We start from the raw sequence: 20,091 nt of genomic DNA on the forward strand, positions 1-20,091 counted from the left end.
AATATTACTGGGGATGGAAACCGCAGCCCGCCGGACTTGACTGGTCAGGCCGAACATTTCTTCCTTGGGGAAATCCGAGGTAAGCCGATAAATTTCGGTCACTAATGCAACGGCTTTCTTCCAGGCCGTCAAATCCCGATATGACCGTATTGCGACGCTCATATTTTTTCCTTTCCCTAATCCCTAATCCCTAATCCCTAATCCCTAAAAATAAAGGGGGCATAGGGCTCGCCGGTGAGCAAAGTCTGGCGCAGGCGCTGGGCCTGGCGCCGGAAGAGGCCGCGAAAATCCAGGTCCTTCTCATCGGCCGCGGCCGCCTGGGGCCGGGTGATAAAGCGTTCATACTCCTGAAAATACCGCTTGCGGGGTTCATCCAGCAGATAAACGCCCCCGGAAGTATGGGAGTAAAAATCAGGCTCTTGCAAGATGCGATTGTTAACCAGATTCAGGGTGAGGCGGTCCACCAGGGGAGCCCGGAACTCTTCCAGGAGGTCCGAGGCCAGGGTGGCGTGGCCGAAACGGGGCTGATGGAAAAACCCCAGGTAGGGGTCGAAGCCCAGGCCGTCCAGGAGGGAGGAAATTTCGTTGTAGACCATGGTATAGCCCAGGGAAAGGAGGGCGTTCACCGGGTCCGGCGCGGGATGGCGGGCCCGGCCGGTAAAGCCGAAGGAGTGGCGCACCATCTTGGCGAATCCGGCAAAGTAGGCCCGGGCCCCACTGCCCTCCAGCCCCAGAAGCCGGGCCGGGTCCGGGGCCTGGGCGGCCTGGTCCCGGGCCGCGGCCACCTGGGCCGTCTCCTGGGCCAAGTCGGTTTCGGGGTGATTGTGGGCGAACTCCCGGAGATATTCCAGGGAGTTGCCCAGTTTGGCGGCCACGAAGGTTCGGGCCAGGCCGAGGGCGAAAGCAGCATCCGCGGCCCGGCCATACTGGGCCTGACGCAGTTCGATATTTTTGGGAAAGGGGGAAGTGAGCTGGCCCAGGAGGCGTCCCCGGCGGGTAAAGAGGGCCAGTTCCACGTTATGGCCCAGGCAGAGTTGCAGGGCCGGGGTAGTAAGGTGGACGTGGCCGAAGACCAGGACGCCCTGGAGCTTGCTCACGGGGACGTCCAGAAGTACGGCGTCGTCTTTGGACACCACCAGGCGCTCGCCGGTTTTGGCGAGGACGGAGCCTTGTTCGGTGAGGTAGAGGTAAGCCATGGTTCCTCCGGGGGACGGGAGACCGGGGACGGGGGACCGGAAAGGATCGGAGACCGGGGACCGAAGACCGGGAATAGGGCCGGCAGACCGGGGACCTAAGACCGGGAATAGGGCCGGCAGAGCGGAGAGTTCGCTTTTCCCCCGTCCCCTGTTCCCCGTCTCCCGTCAAGACTTGAGGGCTTTTCTGAAAGCCTGTAATTTGACAAAGAGCCGATGGCCCAATTCCTTGAGAGTCTGCAACTGGTGATCCTGGATATACTTTCTTCTAATCATGATGTCTAATCAAGCTATGGTCTCCAGGTAAGATATGGAAGCCATGGAGAGAAAACGTTTTTGCTCGACATCACTCAGGCCCGTCGATCCTTCGGCAATATTCAAGACAATGGAAGCGGCGGATCGTTCCAACTGATTTTTGAGATTGAATCTTTCGCTATCAGGCAGCGATGAAGCCAACCCATAGAGCTGGTCTAAATAATCCAGGGACAATTTATAAACCGCTAATTCCTGAAACTTATAACCCAAGGTCAGTCCCCTTCTCAGCGTCCCGTCTCCGGTCCCCTATCCCCCGTCCCCTCCGGTCTCCCGTCTTCGGTCTCCGGTCCTCCGCCGTTCCAGATAGCCTTTCAGGTCGAAAGGAGGCGGGTAATAAAGCACTCGTCGTTCCCGGGAAGGCCGGTCAAAGGGAACAAAGATGGAGTCTTTCAGAAAAATAAGTCCGAGGAACTTAAAACCCTGGTCGAAATCGGTGATTGCAGTGTCTTCGGCGTCCAGGGCCAGGTGCAGGCGGGCCAGGACTTCTTCTGTGGCTTCCAGCGCGGCTTCCGCCTGGGGCCGGGTTTTCGCCAGGAGGACAAAATCATCGGCATAGCGCACCAGGCGGTAGCCCTGAGCGGTCAGGGATTCATCCAATTCATCCAGAAAAAGGTTGGCCAGGATGGGAGAGACCACGGCGCCTTGGGGGATGCCTTTGTCCATGACAAAAACCTTTTCGCCGTCATAGACCTCCGCCTTCACCCAAACCCGGATCAGGTTGCAAACGCCGATATCAGGTATCAAGCGGGTGACTTTGCCTAGTAGCAGGTTGTGGTCCACGTTGTCGAAAAAGGCGTCCAGGTCGGCATTGACCAGGTAGCGGTAGCCCTGGTCCCGGAGTTCCTTAAGCCGGAGGGCGGCGGCCTTGACGGAGCGGCCCCGGCGATAAGCGAAGCTGACATCCTCGAATTGGGCCTCAAAGAGGGGCTCGATGATGTTGAGGACCGCGGCCTGGGCCACCCGATCCCGAACCGCGGGCACCGCCAAGGCCCGGGGAGAGCCGTCGGCCTTGGCCACCAACAGTCGCAGTAAGGGGAGAGGAAAATATCGCCCGGAGCAAAGTTCTTCTCCCAATACCGCCAGGTTGACCTCCAGGTTGTGCCGCAAATCCCCGATGGTCACCCCGTCCAACCCGGCCATGCCTTGGGAGGCTTCCACCCGGAGAAAGGCGGCGTGGAGGTTGGGGGGGTGAGTGACTTGAGTAATCATGGGCTGACCCTACTAAAAGGGATTGTGGTCGAAGATGACCAAGTCACCGGTGACCGGGGAGCGGTAGATTAATTTGCGGGCCTTGCCGTGGAGGGCATGGGCCACGGCGAGATATAACCACACGGGGGCGCGGCCGGTGAGGACGACCTCTGTACCTTCGCCGGCCAAATCCAGGGCCTTTTGCAGGTAGGCGGGGAGGTCGGCGAGTTTGGCGGTATGAGAATAAAAGCTTTCCAGATCAATTAAGCCCATATCTTTCCGAAGCCCCCGGTGTCAGTAATCCCATAAAATAAATCGTAACTTATGGCACGCATGGGAGGGTTGGTTTGGATATATTGGGCCTTGATTTTGCTGTTGAATGTCATGGCTACGGCCACTGCGCTGCTTGGTTTCTGGCCACCGGTGAAGTCGAGCATGATTTCATTCTCAGGAACCTGCTGCTCATCAAACTTTTTTAACAAATACCATAAAGCTTCGGAGAGCTCATCAAAGTGCTCGAAATCCCAACCATGCCGACTATCGGGGGAGGATGAAAAAAGACTCTGAAAAAGTTCCGGCTTGCCTTTTTGTTTCAAAAGAACATTAAAGGAAAAATCACTCTCATGGGCGTAAGGGCAAAAACATTCCAAAAATTTGTCTCTAAAAAGGATTGACTGCTGGGAGAATAACAGGGTCACAGTCTTTAGCTTTGATTCCTGGGCCAGATAAGGAGATTTCCCCAAATGATGCATCAATGCTCGAAAAGGCATTTCCCAGGTCCAGCGTGGTCCTACTTTCTTATGATCTTCAATGGCTTTTAAGTCCTTTTCAATCTTTCCTGACAAAACCAAGCCAGGAGGGATACCGGAGGGTTGCTCATAATCTTTCGGTTCGGAAATGAATAGCACCAAATGTTCTCTTAATTCCGCGGGGTCTTCTTTATAGAGCTTGCGAGTGTGCAGTCTCGTCCTTTCTTTCACCTTTTTATAAAGAATGCAGGCAGAAATGAGGAACAAAAATAATGCGAGAATGCCGGTTAAGGAAATTGAGCCCCATTTTCCTTCGAAAATCAGGGTTATTAAGGCTTGTAAAGTCTCCCAAAGGGAGTTGGCGGCGCAATTTCCGGTAAGAATCACCAATCCGCCGATGACCCAAGGAGAATAATCCCACCACCATTGACGCCGCCGATTGGAGGAGACTTTCATATTACTTAACCTTTTTGTCAATTACCCTCAAAAGATCAGGGGGAAATCATTGATTTTTATAATCGAGAGAATATCGCCCCAGGCCAAAGGTAGTTTCCTGTCCTACATTTACCTGGGCTCCCAGTCTCAGAAAGGGTAGCAAGGGGTCCAGGGGGCCTTGCAGGCTGACCCGACCCACCAGTCCCCCGAATTTCATGGTGGCATCCTGGCGGCAGGAGTAGCGCTCCCAGTCATGCCAGCGCAGGTCATGTCGTACTTCCTGGATTTGGGAAGCCTTAGAGGAGAGCGGCGCGAAATCGGGAAGCTGGGGGTTCTTTTCATAAAAGGCAGCCAAGAGGGAGAGGCGCTGAGTCAGGCGCTCCCAGAATAAGGGAAAGGCGAAGCGGGTCATCAGGTCGCCTTTCTCTTTGAGGCGCAAGGGGGTAAGGAATTCCAGAGTAAGTCTATTAACCTGGTCATCTTTAGGCTTGGTCTGGGGGCCGGATTCCGGTTCAAAGGCGGTAAGACTAAGGGAGCGGGAGTGATAAATAATAGTTGACTGGTCTTGGGAGAGAAGCTCAACGCTTAGCAGTTCAAAGCGCCCCCGATCCCGGCCCAAGCCATGGCGGCCGGTTTCGGAAAAGATGACAATGAAATAGGGAATGGCATCAATGGCCCGGCCCACCAACACCAACTCGAAGGATAGCACCTCTCCGGGATTAAAGGTCGATTCGGCGGTTAAAGGGGGGTTGAGGACATAAGGGCGGGGGGCTTGGTGGAACTTGCCGGCATCGGGATATTGGGGAGGCGGGGAGGGTTCAAAAATTGCGGTATACAGGCATTTTTCCCTATGGCGACAGTTAGAGCACTTATCTTTGGGGACAAGGCAAACCAAGCGACGGAAGGCATTGCCGAAGGCCCCCCGGAAGACCGCGCCTTTATAAGGAGGCAGGGTCATGTGGCTGGTCACACGAAGATTGAATCTAAACCTGGCAAATGATAAAAAAGGGGGCGATCCCTCCCGAGGCATGTCTTCCTCCGGCCAAAGAAGAGATACTGATTGGAAAAACTTCACAGAATATAGTCAACTTAGACCTATCACCTATGTATATCAAGATAATTTTTACTTGTTGTTCGTGGTTCATTCGGACGTCCCTGAAGACCGTCACCCCGCCAACTAAGAAGCGGATAGGGTGTCTAAAATAGCCCCGTGTCCTGGCGCTCCGCAGTTTTTTGAGCCTAAAAAACTTGGCACGAAATGCACCAACTAAACGCCAAAATGCGCCACTTAAAACCACTTGCCAAAACCCTCTCTAATCACAGAGCAGGCAAAAATTACAGAAATGATCCGTACCGTACCCTTCCCATTAAATTCCATAGTGCAGTTGGGTTAACTCCCTTTTTCCTTTAAACTGAAGCCATGCCCATCGGTTCCCAAGACAGTCTGAAAACCTTCCATTTCCGGGAAGTTCATCCACGCGTTTTCATCGGGACGGCCAGTGACCGTTACGCCGGCTGGATTGGGCAAATATACTCCCAGGACCGCTATGCCGGAAGGATCACCCAAAGGATGAAGATTGTCGGGGGAAATACCTTTATCGAAGAAGTGCTCCCAGTCGATAGCGTAGAAGAATACTTCGCCCATTTCCAGGTCTTGGAAATTGACTTCACTTTCTACCGGCCGCTTTTGGATCTAGACGGGAAACCCACCCAGAACTACAAGGTTCTGAAGGCATACAGCGGTCATTTAAAAAAGGGAGATCGGATCATCCTCAAGGTGCCACAAATCACCATGGCCCAGAAAATACGAAAGGGGGAGCCTCTTAAGGGAAAGCCTCTTCATAGTCAACAACACCAATGGGAATGATAAGGAGAGAAAGTTTTTTGACGCCTTTAATCAACTTTTCCTTTTGACATTCTGTAAAAAATATTTCATATTTCATCCTCTTATGGATTTTTTTTTATCCGCGTACTTCTTCAAACGCTGCACACTCTAAAATGTAACGGGAGGTATTGTAGATGAGTAATAGTTATTCTATAAAAGAGTTTTCTTCTTCGGACCTGATAAAATATTTAGAAATTGAACTATATCATTCGTTGGAGAAATATAATATCAAAGAACATATTGACAACTATTTAGAAGATAGAGTACTTAGTGATGGGGAACCAACAACACATATTCGGGAATTTTATGAAATAATTAATGATTTTTATGATCTTCTTCTAAAGTTGCGCTATTCTACCTCAATTCCAGAGGAAATTACGCCAAGAGAATATAGTGATGACCAGTATGACGATTTTGTTATAACGAAATATGATGAATATATCAAACGCCTGGACGAATTAACAGTAAGTATTTTTAGCGATAATTTTTATTTAAAAGATATAATACCAGTAAATGGAACAGCAGATACTTTGGAGGCTTGTCTTATTTATAATATTTATGACATTATACAGTCTAATCTCAGGATTGCTTTAAAAGCTTATCGGAAACCCCCAAATAAGAGAACCACAGATGACAATCTCACGACAAATTATGATAAACTCGATAAGGGAGTGCCTAAATTAATTGTTGAGCGTTTCATAATAGGGAAAGAAAATGAAAATAAGATTGCGACACAAAGTGAAAAATGTAACTATAATTGTGGTCTTAGAATTCTGTTAAATAAACAAAGAAGATATGCCGGTAATGATCGGGCTTCCTATTGGAAATTGTTTATTTCTGATATTAGAGGCGAGGTGATTTTTACTGAAATTCATCATAAGGCTGAGGCGTTTCTGATTCAAAAAAGTTCTGAGTCGTATTCTTGGATGGTAGAATTTTTGCTCCTCATTTTGGCCAAATATCATATTATTATCCATAGACTGGGGACCAATGAATTTAGAAATCTTCAGCAGCATGTGGAGAAGGCCGAAAAAGGCGATAAACTCATTCTTAGAGCTCAAAAAGTCTTCACTTTTATTCGCCTAATTGCCAAATATTTTCCTAATATTTTCGATCGAAATAATTTAAGGCAATCACAGGAAATTTCCAAGATCATCGAAATTATCAGTTATATTCGGCGAGGTTTTGCCTTCGAAATGCTAGGGAAGCCGGAAAATGCCTTCAATGACTATTCGAGTGCTGAGAAACAAACCACCGGGCTGCAAGCAACCCAACCTGGAGGAGCAGTAGCCTGGTACCAGAAATTGACCGTTCCCTATATATATTCGCTGAAAGGCGAACTTTATCGGAAGAATTTCGCCTTTTACAATGCCCATCAATATTTCTGTAATTCAATGAGTAAATTTAAGGAAGTTTCATCATTAAAAGATGAAGAAGACGTTAAAGAAGGTAAAGAAACCAAAGAAAAAAAGGAACTCAAAGAGCTCCTTGATTCTTGTATAAAGATAGGACGCATTCAAATTGCCAAGGGAAAGACCTTCCTGGAATTGGGGGAATTTAGGAAGGCATTAAAATGGTATATCAAGGCTCTTCAGCATTTATTAAGGACGATTACTGGCAATTATGAAGCCATAGATTTCTCAGAAGAAGTAAAACATTTTGACGATACCAGACTTGATCCTAAAATTAACAAGAAAAAGATGTATGATATACTATCAAAATTTACTGAAAACGTCAATAGTATAATTAAATATGAAAATCTTGAACAATGTAACGATTATGCCGCATTAATTTCAGAACTGTTTAACCTTATAGGGTTTATTATATATATTTTTAATTTGCCCGATTTCGTATTATTAGAGAATATAGATGCAGAGCCAGACTGTACCCAATCTCTGGAAGAGTTGGAAGTCGACAAAAAGATTCTTTGCAGGAACCTCCTCGCTGGCAGATGGTTACTTTTAGCCTTAAAATTTAACCCGCAAAATTACTTGGCCAGATTTAATGAGCTGATTATTGATCTTGAGACTAAATGTGAGAAAACTAGAGCGATATTAGAGGAGGAAAGAGAAGAGTTGGGAATTCCAACTCGCGATAAGGAAGCGAAAATTGATCTAATGACCCCGGGGGAGCCCCGGGATATCATGTACCGCCTCATAGCTAAAGAAGCCCTTGAATTCCTTTGGAAACCAGAGAAGGTGGGGAAAATAGATAAAAAGAAAGAGATAGCAAAGGAACTCATCAATAAGTTATTACTTTATACAGATGATTTTTCTACCAGAAATGCTGAACTTTATAAGTATTTGATGAGACCTGAACGGTTGAAAAAAGAAGATGAGATTAGATTCCATTTCCTGCAACGCTGGAGTTCAATTAATCCCGCAGTTCCAAGGCCCTCAGCGTTTAAAATGAAAGGCGGCGGTTACTTCCTCACATTCAAAGGCAGGGGCATTGCGATAGATCCAGGGATCAATTTTGTTGAAAATCTCTATTCAGAGGGATTCTCGATAGCAGATGTACATTATATTATAGCAACACATGATCATATTGACCATATTGCAGAGATAGACACTATTATGTCTCTTCATTATAAGAGATGTAAAGTTGATGAAACTCAAAAGAGAACCTTGTATCTTATCTTAAACCCAAGTGTATCCGTACGATATGAGTTTATGGTAAATCAAAGCCCTAGTTTGTTCAAGAAAATTGAGCTCACCCCTCATGTTAACGAAATGAAAATCTTTGATAATTTCACTATTGAAGCGAAGCAGGTATTTCATCGAGATATCTGTTCGCCAATTTTTGCCAACAGTTTAGGATTAATATTGAAATTTTTTCCTGGTAACAACAAAAAAGAATTTAAAATTGGGATAATCGGCGATACTCGATATCGAGAACAGAGAAACGGCACTTATTTTGGCGCTCCTATCAGCGACCAATTTATGGATTCCGACATTCTAATCGCCCATATAAACGGAACACCTTTCCGAGAGCTGAAGGCATATTGTGGAATAACTTTGGATAATAGAAAATTACGACAATTGTTAGAAGAATTAGATAAAAAAGGGAAACGCTCCCATCCCATGCGGCCTATAATTAATCAACTCAAGTACTCTCTTGGATATAAGATTGAAGACAGTGTTGCATTAATATTCGACCCAATTAAGCGACTGAATAATGAATTACATAAATTAGATGGAGAACATATGTTTTTGCACGGAATTTTGGGAACATACGGAAAATTCATAAGCGAAAAAACAGATAAGGATAGACTTTTTATTGTTGCGGAGACCAGCGAAGAAATGGGCTCCTACAGGCATAAGGTGGCAATGTTACTGAATGAATATTATAAACAAACGAATGATCCAAAATGCTTAACAGGAGATATTGGAATGACAATCAGAGTTAAACCAGGGACAGATAATCGAATAGAGGTCAGATGTAATAGGTGTAATTTAAATAACGATTACACTGATGACGATAAATTTCATAATTTAGAAAATATTACCGAAGTATGTCTGAAGTGGGAGGAGGAAGGTTTGATATACTATTGTCGCAGGCATGATCCGGAAAGTGTGAACCGAAAAGTTATTGATTTTGGCTTTGCTGAGCGAATTGAAAGATACCATCCCTTTAGACATATTGAAATTCGTGTTAGTTAGTTCATTGGACGCTGGGCACATTTTGGGGCCACCGCTAAAGGTTAAATCGAGAGACGCAATAATGGGTGGAGAGAGGTGGGTAGAAGGGTCTTCATGACCCTGACCATTTCCTGTGGTCCGCCTTCTCACCCCCATAGGCATGCGTTATGAAGATTCCTACTTGAAGTCCTATCCCTTTGACAGGTTGGTGGACGGAATGCTGCAGCCGGAAATGGTTTTGGAAACTGTGGAAATTATGGAGAAGGCCATTGAACAAGAGATGGAGATCAACATCATCGCCAATAATCGGGCTGGTGGAAATGCTCCGCTTATAGCAAGACTTATCGCAGAGAAATTTATTGGAAAGCATCGAAAGATCCCCAAGCGACAAAAGACCCTCTGGTAGCAAAACCTAAGAGTGGTAGCTTAGTAAAAAAAACGAAATATAAACATAAACCTTGACAAGATAGAATGAATACTGAAAATTAGCTTAATTGCTGCAACCTATTCCACAAAAAATGAGAGGAAAATTCCCATGGCCAGTGAAGTGTTGAAGTTAACGGCTCAGATTGTAATTTCCCATGCCTCCATGAGCGAACTTACCCCCGAACAATTGATAGGTGAAATTAAAGAGGTTTATAATGCCTTGGCCTCGTTGGAAGGTGGGGAGTTATTGGAGACGCCTGAGTTGGCGGAGGGGAAAAACGTCGAAGAGGTGAAGAAGCCATCGATCCCTCTAAAGGATATCGTCAAGGAAAAATACGTTGTTTGCCTGGAGTGCGGCAAAAAGATGCGGACCCTAAAGGCCCATATCCGCAAGGCCCACAATTTGATGCCGAAAGAATATTTCAAGAGATTCGGCCTGGATCCCAAAAAATATCCTTTGGTCTGCAAGGAATATTCTGAGCAGCGGCGGAAGCTGGCGGTGGAAAAAGGTCTGGGGGCTCAGAGAGGGAAACGGAAGGCCTCCAAGCCCGCGTAATGTGACAAGGAAGTTAATAAGAATTTGCCAGAGAGACGCCATCTGCATAGGTCTGAGTCGTCCCTTTTTTGCGTTATTTAAGTGTAAGGGACCAGTTTGTGGTCCCTTTTTATATAGCTTTTGTAGCCGGGAAGAGATGTTATGGTCCGGATAGTTTGAATTGGAATTGAATTTTCGAGGGGTTGATAGGGTTCCAGTTTTAGCAGCGACCTTCATATACAGGATCCGTAACGTTAACGTTGGGGCAGGAGCGGCGACAGGTTATGCATGTTCTCACGTAACCCCTTGTGGTAACCTTATCAATAATCCCAATTCTCATGGGCTAAAGGCGCCCGGTTCAGCTCTTCCCGATGCAGCCGCCATTGCGGCATAAATTGATCCATCAGTTTCTGAAATCGGTCGTTATGGTGGCGTTCCAGCAGGTGCACTAGTTCATGGACAAGGATATATTCCAGACACTGCACCGGCTTTTTTGCCAGTTCAAGATTCAGCCAGATGCGTCGGGCGTCGATATTGCAGGCCCCCCACTTGGTTTTCATCTTCTTTATTCCCCAATCAGAAACCTGCACGCCCAGTTCCGATTGCCATTTTCCTAACAGAGACGGGATCATCCCTTTTAGCTGCTGGCGGTACCACTTCAGGAGTATCTGTTCTCGTTGCTCGGCGTTAATCTCCGGCCGTACATAGAGATCCAGAAAGGATTTCTTGCGCAAAACCACTTTTCCGGCGGTACGGTTTTCGATAATGCGGAGGCGGTAGCGCCGCCCTAAAAAGTAGTGGCTCTCGCCGTTGACCATCTCCCTTTTGGACTGGCGCCGCTGAGCTTCAAATTTTGCCTGCTGGCGCTTAATCCAAGCCAACTTGCCGATTACCGCTAGCCGCACTGCGTCATCACTTACTGCCAATGGGGCCGCTACCCGCACCCTGCCGTGGGGGGGATAGACCCCCAAGTGCAGATTCTTAATGGCCTTACGAACCACCTCTATGGTGATGTCGTTGACTGTGATCTGGCGCTTCTCAATATTCATGCTGGTTCTTCACCAGTTCCAGAATTTTCTCGGCGAGTGTTTCGTCATCCTGAAGAACGGACTTAATGGCTATCCGCACACGCTTGACCTTAACCGCATTGCTACGCCAATCGTCTTGACGGCTTTTCCGCACTGCTCGGTCCACCTCAAGCGCCAGAGCCTCATCCTTGTTAAGGTTGTCATACAGCGCCCGTTTGGCCGGGGTATTTAGCGTCTGGGGGTACGACTCCCTGGCGGGCTCCTTCACCTTCTTGGTCAACTCCACGATCTTTTCCAAATATTTCTGGTAATCCAGGGCCTCCTGCCTCCGCTGCTCAATCAATGCATCCAGCAACTCGGACATCTTTTCATAATATTTGGGGTTGATCGGCTGCTCATTAATGATCAGCTTGCGGACATTGTTCTCAATGGTTTCTGCTACAGCTTCCTGATTTTTCCGAATGTCCTGGGGCAACCTTTCCACCGCCTCGGCACCGCGCTCCACAATGAGCTCGATTAGCGACATATCGTCAAAAGCGGAGATCTTCTCGCTCTCTTCGGCCCGGATATAGGTGTCGATCAAGTGGCGCATGGCCGGCTCATACATCTTCAAGTCGATGTAGTCGCCGCTGGCCAGTTTTACCTCGGTACGGACCTTCTCGTAGCGGTCCACCTCCGCCTTGATTTGGTCAATCTCGGCTGGGCTGTAGCCAGCCTCCTCCAGATCGTTGGCCAGATTGGCAAAGGCGCGGATAAAGGCGGCGGTGAGCTTATATAATGTTAATCGCTTTGGTTCATTCTCCTTAAGTTGCTCGGCATTGCCGGAATCTTCAGCGCAGAAGTAGTGCAGGTAGGCCGCCGTATCTCTGGGCGGCTCCACCGGCTCGCACAGCGCCTTCACGGCTTCCCGGGCCTCTTCCAGGCGCTCCCGGGCCTTGTCCAGCCGGTCCTTTAGCAGCCCCGTCACATCATCCTTGTCATAGCCGTCCAGGGCGCCGCCGGTGTAATCTTTGATGGAGCTTTCCAGGCACTTGAACAGGTCCTTGTAATCAATGATGTAGCCGTATTCCTTGTCGTCGCCATCCAATCGGTTTACCCGGCAGATTGCCTGGAAGAGGCCATGGTCCCGCATCTGCTTGTCGATATAGAGATAGGTGGCCGACGGCGCGTCAAAGCCGGTGAGCAGCTTGTCCACCACGATCAGGAGCTTCATCTGCCCTGGCTCGTCGATGAACTTTTTCTTCACCTCCTTCTCAAATTCATCCACCCGGTTGACGGCCTTCTCCGGGGCGTCGTTGAACCAGTCGGCCAGCATCTTCTGATAAATTTCATACTGCCGCAGTTTCTCCGTCATCCCTTCGCCCGATTCCTCGCCTTTGAGGTCCGCGGGGTTGGGCCGGTAGCTGGTAACGATGGCGCACTTGCCGGCCAGTTCGGTTTTAGCGAACAGCTCATAAAACTTGCACGCTTGATAGATGCTGCCGGACACCAGCAGGGCGTTGCCGCGTCCGCTTTGCAAACGGTCCCGGGTTTCCATATCCATCAAGATGTCGGCCACAATCTTCTCCAGCCGCGACTGACTGGAGAGCACTTTCCGCATGGTGCCCCAGCGGGCTTTGAGTTGCGCCTTGGCCAGATCGGTCAGGCCTTTGGTCTTGGCCTCAAACCATTGGTCAATCTTTTCCTGGGAAGTGATGCTCTGGTCGATGTCCCGGGCCTCATAGCGCAAATCCACCACTACCTTGTCTTGCACCGCCTCGTCAAATTTGTAGGTATGGATATAGGGGCCGAATACTTCGATACTTTTCTGTTTATCTGCCTTTAAAAGCGGTGTGCCAGTGAAGCCGATGAACATAGCGCTGGGCAGGATGGCCTTCATGGCTTCGTGCAACTCGCCGGATTGGGTGCGGTGGCACTCGTCCACAAACACGTAGAGGTCGCCCTTGGCCCTAAAATTAGGAGGCAGGGCCCTTTTCACCTCCTGGATGTAACCCGCGATGTCGCCCACCTCTTCCCCTGCCTCTATGCGGCCGAACTTGTGGACCAGCGAGCACATCAGCCATTTCTCGTTTTTATTCAGCGTGGCGATCAGGTCGGCGCCGTTCTGGGTCCGGTAGATGCCTTCATCCACCCCCATGAACACCTTTTCGATCTGCTCATCGAGTTCCGTGCGGTCGGTGATGATCAGCACCCGGGCCTCCGGCACGTGCTCCCTGATCCACTTGGCCAGCCAGATCATGATCAGGCTTTTGCCGCTGCCCTGGGTATGCCAGATAATGCCGCCCTGCCGGCGGCGCACGGCCTCCTGCGCGGCCCGCACCCCGAAATACTGGTTGTGGCGGCAGACCTTCTTGGTGCCCGCGTCAAACACGATGAAATCGTGAATCAGCTCCAGCAGCCGTTCTTTATGGAACATCTGCATCAGCTGCCTATCCAGCAGGTTCTCAACCGGGCTGTCTTCCTTCCAGGCCAGGTAATACTTTTCCGGGGTCTGGATGACGCCGTAGCGCAGCCCCTCGGTGTCGTTGCCCGCCATCACCATCTGGATGGTGGAGAAGAAGGGTTCGATGAAGACCTTTTTCTGGTTGTCCAGGTTCTGGCGGATGCCCTCAGCCACCGACACGATGGAACGCTTCAGCTCCAGCACCCCCAGGGCCAGGCCGTTTATATACAGCAACACATCCGGACGCTTGGTGTAGGCCTTGGGGTCCGCGGCCAGGATGGTGACTTCCTCGGCAATTGCAAAGTTGTTGTTGAGCGGTTCTTTCCAGTTGATCAACCAGACGGTCTGGGTGAGTTCGCCCACTTCGGGCTTCACCTTGACGCCATAGCGCAGCAGGCCATACACCGCCTTGTTGCGGTCATAGAGGCTTTTACTCTGGTCCCCTGCCGCTTTGTCTAGGAGGTACAGCGCCCGGTTGATCAGCTCGTCGTCATGGCCCTGCTCTTTCAGGAAGGTCCGCAGCAGGTGCGATTCGATGTTGCTGTTGCCTTCCCGCTCGGTCCAGTCCCCCAGATAATCATAACCCAAGTTGTCCCGGAACAGTTGGACCACCCGGGCCTGGGTCTTTTTTTCGATTTGGCCGACGGTGCTCATACCAGCCTGATCCTCCCGGTGAGCAATTCCTGCATCATGCCCTGCTTCAGGGTTCGGGTCTTATCCCGGCGCTGTTCCAGGGCGGCGATCTCGGCGTCCATGTCGGAGAGGACGGTGGCGATGGCAGCTTGTTCTTGAATGGGCGGAATGGGAATTAAGAGCTTCTTGATATTAGTCTTGCTTATTCCACTAACCTTCGTACCAACTGCGTAGAAATGAAACAGCCTCTTAACGTCACTGGTTTGAAAGCAATATCGCTTATACCCGTTGTCCAATGATGCTGATTTGCTTTTCGCGACAATGGTATGCAGCCCCGAAATAAAAGGAACTCCTTCCGGATTGATTATGACAACGTGTTTACTCGTTCCCTCATCATCCTCAGATGCATCCACGAAAACGATGTCACCATCAGCCAGGAGCGACTTTGACGAAACACGCTTCAGTGGAATATTGAGCTTGGGGATGTCCGAATACTCAGTGCGAACGTCAATGAAGCTCTTAGCTGAGGTATGAATATCGCCGTAATGCAAATAGCAATGCCCCTCAGAGGTCAATTGATCTCGTGAGGCAGATAATCCTCCGCTAATATCAAAGATGTCGCCCAGAACTTTAACCTCCCAATCCGCTGGAATCACCCCAATCTCGGTTTGCTTGTACCCAGGCTTCTGACAAAACCCCGGCAGGCGTTGCTTGCCGGTGAGGAGCTGCTGCATGGCGGCCTGTTTGAGGTCGCGCTTCTTGGCGATGATCTGGTCCAGCCCGCGGATCAGGGCATCCACATCGCTTAGCGCTGCGGCGATAGTGCGTTGTTCGTGAAGGGAGGGGAGTCGGATTGGTATGCCAACCAGATTATTCCGGTTGAGTGTTGGGACTGATGTGGCTGCATCGAATCGCTCAAGCTGAAATTGGCTGAGGAAAATAGAAACAAACCGAGGGTCGTTTCCTTTGAAGTCTTTTACCCAAAGGGTTGTGTCGTGTGGCCAACAAGGTTCTTCAACGAAGAATACTTTCCCAAGAATTCCCTTCCGACCTGTGATTACCGCAGGTGGTTGGAGTTTCGCTTCATTGTGAAAGTAAGACAGTCCAGATGAAGAATAGACCGGAACAGTTCCTGGTTTCCGTGTTGCTTCAGTGATGTCAAATCCTCTTTGAAGACTGCAAAGGTCCGAAATGTCGCAATCACGCCAAGCTTGGCGCTCATCGCTCACGTCGGTCTTCTTAAAGCCCGGCTTCAGTTCCATGCGAAACCCATCTTCTTCAGGTGCTCATCCACGCGGGCGGCGATATTCTGTACTTCCTCGGTGAGCCGGGGCAGCGGAATCGTGTAGCGCTCCGCCAGTTGCCGGATGCGGCCGGTGAGGGCCTGGGAGACCCGGTCCAACTCAGTCTGGACCACGGCGGCCAGAGTGGCCAGCCATTTGTCGTCCACCACCAGGGTCTTGATCTCAGTTTCGGTGAGTTTGGCGTATTGGGCCGCGACCTTGGCCTCCAGCGCCTTTTGGGCGTCCTTCACCTTCTTCTTGGCCATGGCCTCCTTTTCAATCAGATCAAGGTAGGACTTCAGCAGCTTGCGTTCCTCGAGGGCATTGTGGAAGAGGTTGATCTCGGCCAACCGCGCCTTGACGCTGGCCTTGGTCAGGGTGTTCTTGTCGGTCCTGGCCTCTGCCAGCAATCCCTCTTCCCCGCCGTGCTCTTCTTCCAGTTCTTCCAACTGGCGGCTGATATCCTCCCGCTCGGTTTCGAGTTTTTCGATGGCCTGGGCCTCTCCCGAAAAAAAGCGGTCAATGATCAGCTGCTGCGGAATCAAGTCAGTGCTCGGCTTGCCCTCCACCACTGCCGTCCAGCCTTCCTGCACCAGCAGGTAGACATCATCCTGCATGGTCTGGTCCCAGTAGTCCAGCAGATGCTGGTAGACATCGTAGGCCTCCAGCAGGGGGGCCGTCTTGAAGGTCTCCAGCAGACTTTCGGACAGGGTTTCAATCAGCGCCTTGGGCTTGCCGCCGATGGCAATGCCCTTGAGAATCGGGAGGTTTGCCGCCTTCCATTCCTCGAATAAAGCCGTCACCGCTTGATTAAAGGCAGTGAACTCCGCATGGCCAAAAATAGTGGCCTTGATGTCGCTGCCCGCCACCTGGAGTTGGCTGTAACCGGGGCGGTCCCCGGGGGCGAACAGCGTGGTGCGCAGGCTGGGGAATACCTGCCAAAAGCGGTCCAACTCATCAATATCCCGGTCGGGGATACCTCCCCGCAGGTGGGCGTCGATGTCCTGCAAGTCCTCCGGCTCGGTGCTATCGATATAGCGCGGCAGGTTGAGGTTGTAGTCGTTTCCCTCGATTTCGGCCAGAGGCACCAGCCGCGAGTATTTGGGGATGTCCAGCTGTTTGGTGAAGGCGTCCACGATCTTGTGGATGTCCTGGGCCCGCAGGCGGTTTTTGTTGCCATCCTTGCGGAAGCCCTTGGAACCGTCGATCATGAAAACGCCCTTCCGGGAATGGGATTTTTCCTTATCCAGCACGATAATGCAGGCGGGGATGCCGGTGCCGTAAAACAGGTTGGCCGGCAGGCCGATAATGCCCTTAATGTAGCCCCGTCGCAGAAGGTTCTTACGGATTTCAGCTTCGGCCCCGCCCCGGAACAACACCCCATGGGGCAAAATAATGGCCCCCTTGCCCCGGCTTTTCAGGGAAGTGAGCAGGTGGAGCAGGAAGGCATAGTCGCCGTTTTTGGCGGGCGGGATGCCCAAGGCAAAGCGGCCGTACGCGTCATGGGCCGGGTCCAGGCCGTTGCTCCAGGCCTTGTAAGAAAACGGCGGATTGGCCACGGCAAAGTCAAAGGTCTTGAGGCTGCCATTGAATTGTTTGAAATAGGGACTGGAGAGGGTGTTGTCCTTCCAGATTTCCGCGCTGGGGCAGTCGTGCAGGATCATGTTCATTTTGGCCAGGGCCGCGGTGGCGTTGTCCATTTCCTGGCCGTAGAGGGCCAGGTCCAGCCCGGTGCGGGCCTTGGCTTCGGCGTGGGCCTTCAAAAGCAGAGACCCGGAGCCGCAGGTAGGGTCGTAAATGGTCTGGTCGGGGGACGCGGCGCTGCCGGCGCCGATCACCTTGGCTATGATCCAGGAGACTTCCGCCGGGGTGTAGAACTGCCCCTTGCTCTTGCCCGACTCCGTGGCGAAATGACGCATCAAATATTCATAGGCATCGCCCAGCAGGTCGTCGCCCTCGGCCCGGTTGCCCCGAAAGTCCAGGGCCGGATTGTCGAAGATGGCCACCAGGTTGGAGAGGCGGTCCACCATATCCTTGCCCCGGCCCAGCTTGTCCGAGTCGTTAAAATCAGCCTGATCGATCACACCCTTGAGATCATTGGCCTCGGCCAGCCTGCCGATGATTTTGTTGATCTTGTCGCCGATCTCTTTGTCGCCCTTGAGCTTCACCATATCGGCAAAGCCACCCCCGGCCGGCACGTCCAGCAGTGCATCCTTCTGCCCGGCGTACTTGTCAGAGACATATTTGACGAACAGCAGCACCAGCACATAGTCCTTGTACTGGGAGGCATCCATCCCGCCCCGCAGTTCATCACAGCTTTTCCAAAGGGAACCGTAAAGTTCGGATTTCTTGATGGGCATACAGATTATTTCTCAGTGAATATCTTTGGTTCTTTATAGTTTTGGGAGAATAGTCTTTTGCAAGGGCTCGTCACATCAACGAGATAAACTCTTTCGCCTCCGCCCGCCACTGGGTCAATTTCGATGGTCCACCAGGCAGCCATGACACGAGAATATTGAAGCAGCGAGTGAATAGCTCAGGTACTAAGCTGAAGTGCGAATCGCGCACGTTTGCCACATAGGCATGGGCGTCTCGATTTCTGATAGACTTGGCCAGCAGGTTGTACGCTGCGAATAAGAGAGCTTTCTCCATGGCTGTGGCGTTCACAGTCGAGCAAAGGCGGCTTAGTGCTGCGTGGACCTTCTTCTCGGGGTTGTTGTATGTTAGGTCCCCCAGGGTTCCGAAATGAGTCACCATCACCATGCCGTTGCAGTTCGGTGCCTTTAGGAACTTCGGTGCCCAATCCTCGATATCCTCTGTTGGGTAAGCAGGCACCTTACGCTCAGACCGAATCTCTACTCCATTGACGAGGCATGTGCCCTTTGCCAGGAATTCGGCTCCGGCCGAGAAGACGATCCAGCAGAGTAATCTACCAAAGACAGGATCAATGTTTATCCGCCAGGAGGACTCAAACGCCTCTCTTAACACAGGAACAAACCTGTTCTCTTCTGGAATCCACTCGACAAGCCTGGACTGCTCGAGGAGCGCTACCGCCGCCATTAACTGCAGCTTTCCATCGGTCAGGATATCCTTCATGCTTTTCCTTTGATGACCTGCCGTTCATGTCTGCCGCTACGGTTAATCGTGGTGTCCAACAGGGATTAAATAGTCTGTATAAACCGCGATTATGCAGCAACCTTTGCCACCGCAGTCCACAAATGGTTTGGGGGACCTCTCTCTCCGAGTTTAACCTCGAGAGGAATCCATTTTTTGTGGCCAAATCCTTCGTGCGAGACAGGATAGCACACATTTCGCTGAAAGTAATTTTCCAAAAATTCGGGTCTATCACCCCTCCCAGAGTCCAGATATCTCATTGCTCCGGAGCTTAGATACCCCAGGCCAGCACTGATCGGTGGTGGTGAGCCAGAGAAAGGGCTGAGGTGACATGCACATACCACCTCCAGGCATGATAAGAAACCCTGGATGGATCCATCTTTTATCGATTCGATCCTTCCCCCGATATCAAAGCGGGTTATATCTCCGCCTTAACCCGGATCTCCCAGGATTATGAAGCCCTGCCGTTGGCCGCGCCACCTGCCCTCCAGAAAGAGGCCCAGACGCGTGAATGGGAATGGTATGGGTACGCGGATAAGATGGAGATAGGGGCTAGGTATGAATAATCCTGGCCACCTCACCTAAGAGGGGGTGGCATTTCTGGCGGTGAGTGGGGCATTATCGATGGTAAGGCAGATGATTCGTAATCAGCAGCAGTTTTAAGCCTCCTTGGTGCGTGATCATTCGCGTGACTTTCTTATTTGGGAGTCCATTTTCTGCCTACTCACGCCTTTTGCACCGCATCAACCATAGGGGTTTTAGAGGCAGTTAAGAGTGGTCCTACCGCTTTTTATGCAGGAGACCACCATCTTTAGTTTCATGTCCGGGCATCATTGCTCTAGTATTTGAGGCAAAATTTAAATGATAGAGTGCCCGAAAGAATGACTATGATAAGTATACCAACCCCAAATTATCTTGATTTGAACGGCGGATTGAGAGCAGCTACACGCTTTTCAGCGTTGATCTTTATCATCAACTAAAAGGATAAACGTGCCCCTCAATCCAACAGGAGCAAGGAGTGCACCGGGGTTAGGGGGCTGATCAGGCGTATCTTGACGGTGGCCGGGGCGCTGTTGTTCACGTTATCGCTCACAGTCAATTGGGCCGTGTAGAGGCCGCGTACGTCCGCCACAAAGGTGGGAGTGGGGGAGGCCGGGTCACTGAGGACGGCGTTGCTGCCGGCCGGCTTCGCAGTCAGGGTCCATTGGTGGGTGATGGCGCCG

At 50.6% G+C, this 20,091-nt stretch carries 17 protein-coding genes; 4 read left to right on the plus strand and 13 right to left on the minus strand.

The window, feature by feature from the left end; translation table 11 throughout:
• The 7 genes from AB1467_07045 to cas6 form a co-directional block, all read right to left on the minus strand.
• Positions 1-162: four helix bundle protein (locus AB1467_07045; protein MEW6296009.1), on the minus strand; the 162-nt coding region annotated here is incomplete at its 3' end.
• Between the two features lie 35 nt (positions 163-197).
• Positions 198-1,196, minus strand: coding sequence for a CRISPR-associated endonuclease Cas1 (gene cas1 / locus AB1467_07050; GenBank protein MEW6296010.1), 999 nt, complete (start codon positions 1,194-1,196; stop codon positions 198-200).
• A gap of 282 nt (positions 1,197-1,478) precedes the next feature.
• Complete coding sequence (locus AB1467_07055; GenBank protein MEW6296011.1) at positions 1,479-1,718, minus strand: four helix bundle protein; 240 nt, start codon at positions 1,716-1,718, stop codon at positions 1,479-1,481.
• Between the two features lie 36 nt (positions 1,719-1,754).
• Positions 1,755-2,648 (minus strand): reverse transcriptase domain-containing protein, encoded by an 894-nt coding sequence (locus AB1467_07060; protein MEW6296012.1) that lies wholly within the window; start codon positions 2,646-2,648, stop codon positions 1,755-1,757.
• Positions 2,649-2,729: 81 nt separating this feature from the next.
• Positions 2,730-2,969 (minus strand): CRISPR-associated protein Csx3, encoded by a 240-nt coding sequence (locus AB1467_07065; protein MEW6296013.1) that lies wholly within the window; start codon positions 2,967-2,969, stop codon positions 2,730-2,732.
• Positions 2,960-3,922, minus strand: a complete 963-nt coding sequence (locus AB1467_07070) for a hypothetical protein (GenBank protein ID MEW6296014.1) — start codon at positions 3,920-3,922, stop codon at positions 2,960-2,962. Before AB1467_07070 ends, AB1467_07065 begins: the two co-directional genes overlap by 10 nt.
• A 25-nt stretch (positions 3,923-3,947) precedes the next feature.
• The gene (gene cas6, locus AB1467_07075) at positions 3,948-4,838 is read right to left on the minus strand and encodes a CRISPR system precrRNA processing endoribonuclease RAMP protein Cas6 (protein MEW6296015.1); all 891 of its coding nucleotides are present in this window, start codon (positions 4,836-4,838) and stop codon (positions 3,948-3,950) included.
• Between the two features lie 612 nt (positions 4,839-5,450).
• Here cas6 and AB1467_07080 point away from each other — a divergent pair.
• The 4 genes from AB1467_07080 (at position 5,451) to AB1467_07095 (ending at position 10,388) form a co-directional block, all read left to right on the plus strand.
• Positions 5,451-5,747 carry a hypothetical protein gene (locus AB1467_07080; protein MEW6296016.1) on the plus strand — a complete coding sequence of 99 codons (297 nt, stop codon included), beginning with the start codon at positions 5,451-5,453 and terminating at the stop codon, positions 5,745-5,747.
• 152 nt (positions 5,748-5,899) lie between these two features.
• A complete protein-coding gene (locus AB1467_07085) occupies positions 5,900-9,427 on the plus strand; it encodes an MBL fold metallo-hydrolase (protein ID MEW6296017.1) in 3,528 nt (1,175 codons plus the stop codon).
• 196 nt (positions 9,428-9,623) lie between these two features.
• Complete coding sequence (locus AB1467_07090) at positions 9,624-9,812, plus strand: hypothetical protein (protein MEW6296018.1); 189 nt, start codon at positions 9,624-9,626, stop codon at positions 9,810-9,812.
• Between the two features lie 129 nt (positions 9,813-9,941).
• Positions 9,942-10,388 carry a MucR family transcriptional regulator gene (locus tag AB1467_07095; GenBank protein ID MEW6296019.1) on the plus strand — a complete coding sequence of 149 codons (447 nt, stop codon included), beginning with the start codon at positions 9,942-9,944 and terminating at the stop codon, positions 10,386-10,388.
• Positions 10,389-10,687: 299 nt separating this feature from the next.
• On the opposite strand, the gene AB1467_07100 is transcribed toward AB1467_07095, so the two are convergent.
• The 6 genes from AB1467_07100 to AB1467_07125 form a co-directional block, all read right to left on the minus strand.
• Positions 10,688-11,416 carry a SprT family zinc-dependent metalloprotease gene (locus AB1467_07100; GenBank protein ID MEW6296020.1) on the minus strand — a complete coding sequence of 243 codons (729 nt, stop codon included), beginning with the start codon at positions 11,414-11,416 and terminating at the stop codon, positions 10,688-10,690.
• Complete coding sequence (locus AB1467_07105) at positions 11,406-14,492, minus strand: HsdR family type I site-specific deoxyribonuclease (protein MEW6296021.1); 3,087 nt, start codon at positions 14,490-14,492, stop codon at positions 11,406-11,408. The genes AB1467_07100 and AB1467_07105 overlap by 11 nt, the downstream gene beginning before the upstream one ends.
• Positions 14,489-15,733, minus strand: a complete 1,245-nt coding sequence (locus tag AB1467_07110; GenBank protein ID MEW6296022.1) for a restriction endonuclease subunit S — start codon at positions 15,731-15,733, stop codon at positions 14,489-14,491. The genes AB1467_07105 and AB1467_07110 overlap by 4 nt, the downstream gene beginning before the upstream one ends.
• Positions 15,724-18,114, minus strand: coding sequence for a class I SAM-dependent DNA methyltransferase (locus AB1467_07115; GenBank protein MEW6296023.1), 2,391 nt, complete (start codon positions 18,112-18,114; stop codon positions 15,724-15,726). Before AB1467_07115 ends, AB1467_07110 begins: the two co-directional genes overlap by 10 nt.
• A gap of 70 nt (positions 18,115-18,184) precedes the next feature.
• On the minus strand, positions 18,185-18,850 hold the full coding sequence (locus AB1467_07120; protein MEW6296024.1) for a hypothetical protein: 666 nt from the start codon (positions 18,848-18,850) through the stop codon (positions 18,185-18,187).
• A 1,015-nt stretch (positions 18,851-19,865) separates the two neighbouring features.
• Positions 19,866-20,091, minus strand: a 226-nt coding sequence (locus AB1467_07125; GenBank protein ID MEW6296025.1) for a hypothetical protein, incomplete at its 5' end; no start/stop codon positions are given.

The sequence above is a fragment of the Candidatus Diapherotrites archaeon genome (assembly GCA_040755695.1).
GTDB lineage: Archaea > Iainarchaeota > Iainarchaeia > Iainarchaeales > 1-14-0-10-31-34 > JBFMAK01.

Coding starts and splice junctions, on each gene's coding strand:
- AB1467_07095 (MEW6296019.1), top strand. CDS start 9,942: ATGGCCAGTGAAGTGTTGAAGTTAACGGCTCAGATTGTAATTTCCCAT.
- AB1467_07105 (MEW6296021.1), bottom strand. CDS start 14,492: ATGAGCACCGTCGGCCAAATCGAAAAAAAGACCCAGGCCCGGGTGGTC.
- AB1467_07110 (MEW6296022.1), bottom strand. CDS start 15,733: ATGGAACTGAAGCCGGGCTTTAAGAAGACCGACGTGAGCGATGAGCGC.
- AB1467_07090 (MEW6296018.1), top strand. CDS start 9,624: ATGCTGCAGCCGGAAATGGTTTTGGAAACTGTGGAAATTATGGAGAAG.
- cas1 (MEW6296010.1), bottom strand. CDS start 1,196: ATGGCTTACCTCTACCTCACCGAACAAGGCTCCGTCCTCGCCAAAACC.
- AB1467_07060 (MEW6296012.1), bottom strand. CDS start 2,648: ATGGCCGGGTTGGACGGGGTGACCATCGGGGATTTGCGGCACAACCTG.
- AB1467_07100 (MEW6296020.1), bottom strand. CDS start 11,416: ATGAATATTGAGAAGCGCCAGATCACAGTCAACGACATCACCATAGAG.
- AB1467_07065 (MEW6296013.1), bottom strand. CDS start 2,969: ATGGGCTTAATTGATCTGGAAAGCTTTTATTCTCATACCGCCAAACTC.
- cas6 (MEW6296015.1), bottom strand. CDS start 4,838: ATGACCCTGCCTCCTTATAAAGGCGCGGTCTTCCGGGGGGCCTTCGGC.
- AB1467_07115 (MEW6296023.1), bottom strand. CDS start 18,114: ATGCCCATCAAGAAATCCGAACTTTACGGTTCCCTTTGGAAAAGCTGT.
- AB1467_07120 (MEW6296024.1), bottom strand. CDS start 18,850: ATGAAGGATATCCTGACCGATGGAAAGCTGCAGTTAATGGCGGCGGTA.
- AB1467_07080 (MEW6296016.1), top strand. CDS start 5,451: ATGAAGATTGTCGGGGGAAATACCTTTATCGAAGAAGTGCTCCCAGTC.
- AB1467_07085 (MEW6296017.1), top strand. CDS start 5,900: ATGAGTAATAGTTATTCTATAAAAGAGTTTTCTTCTTCGGACCTGATA.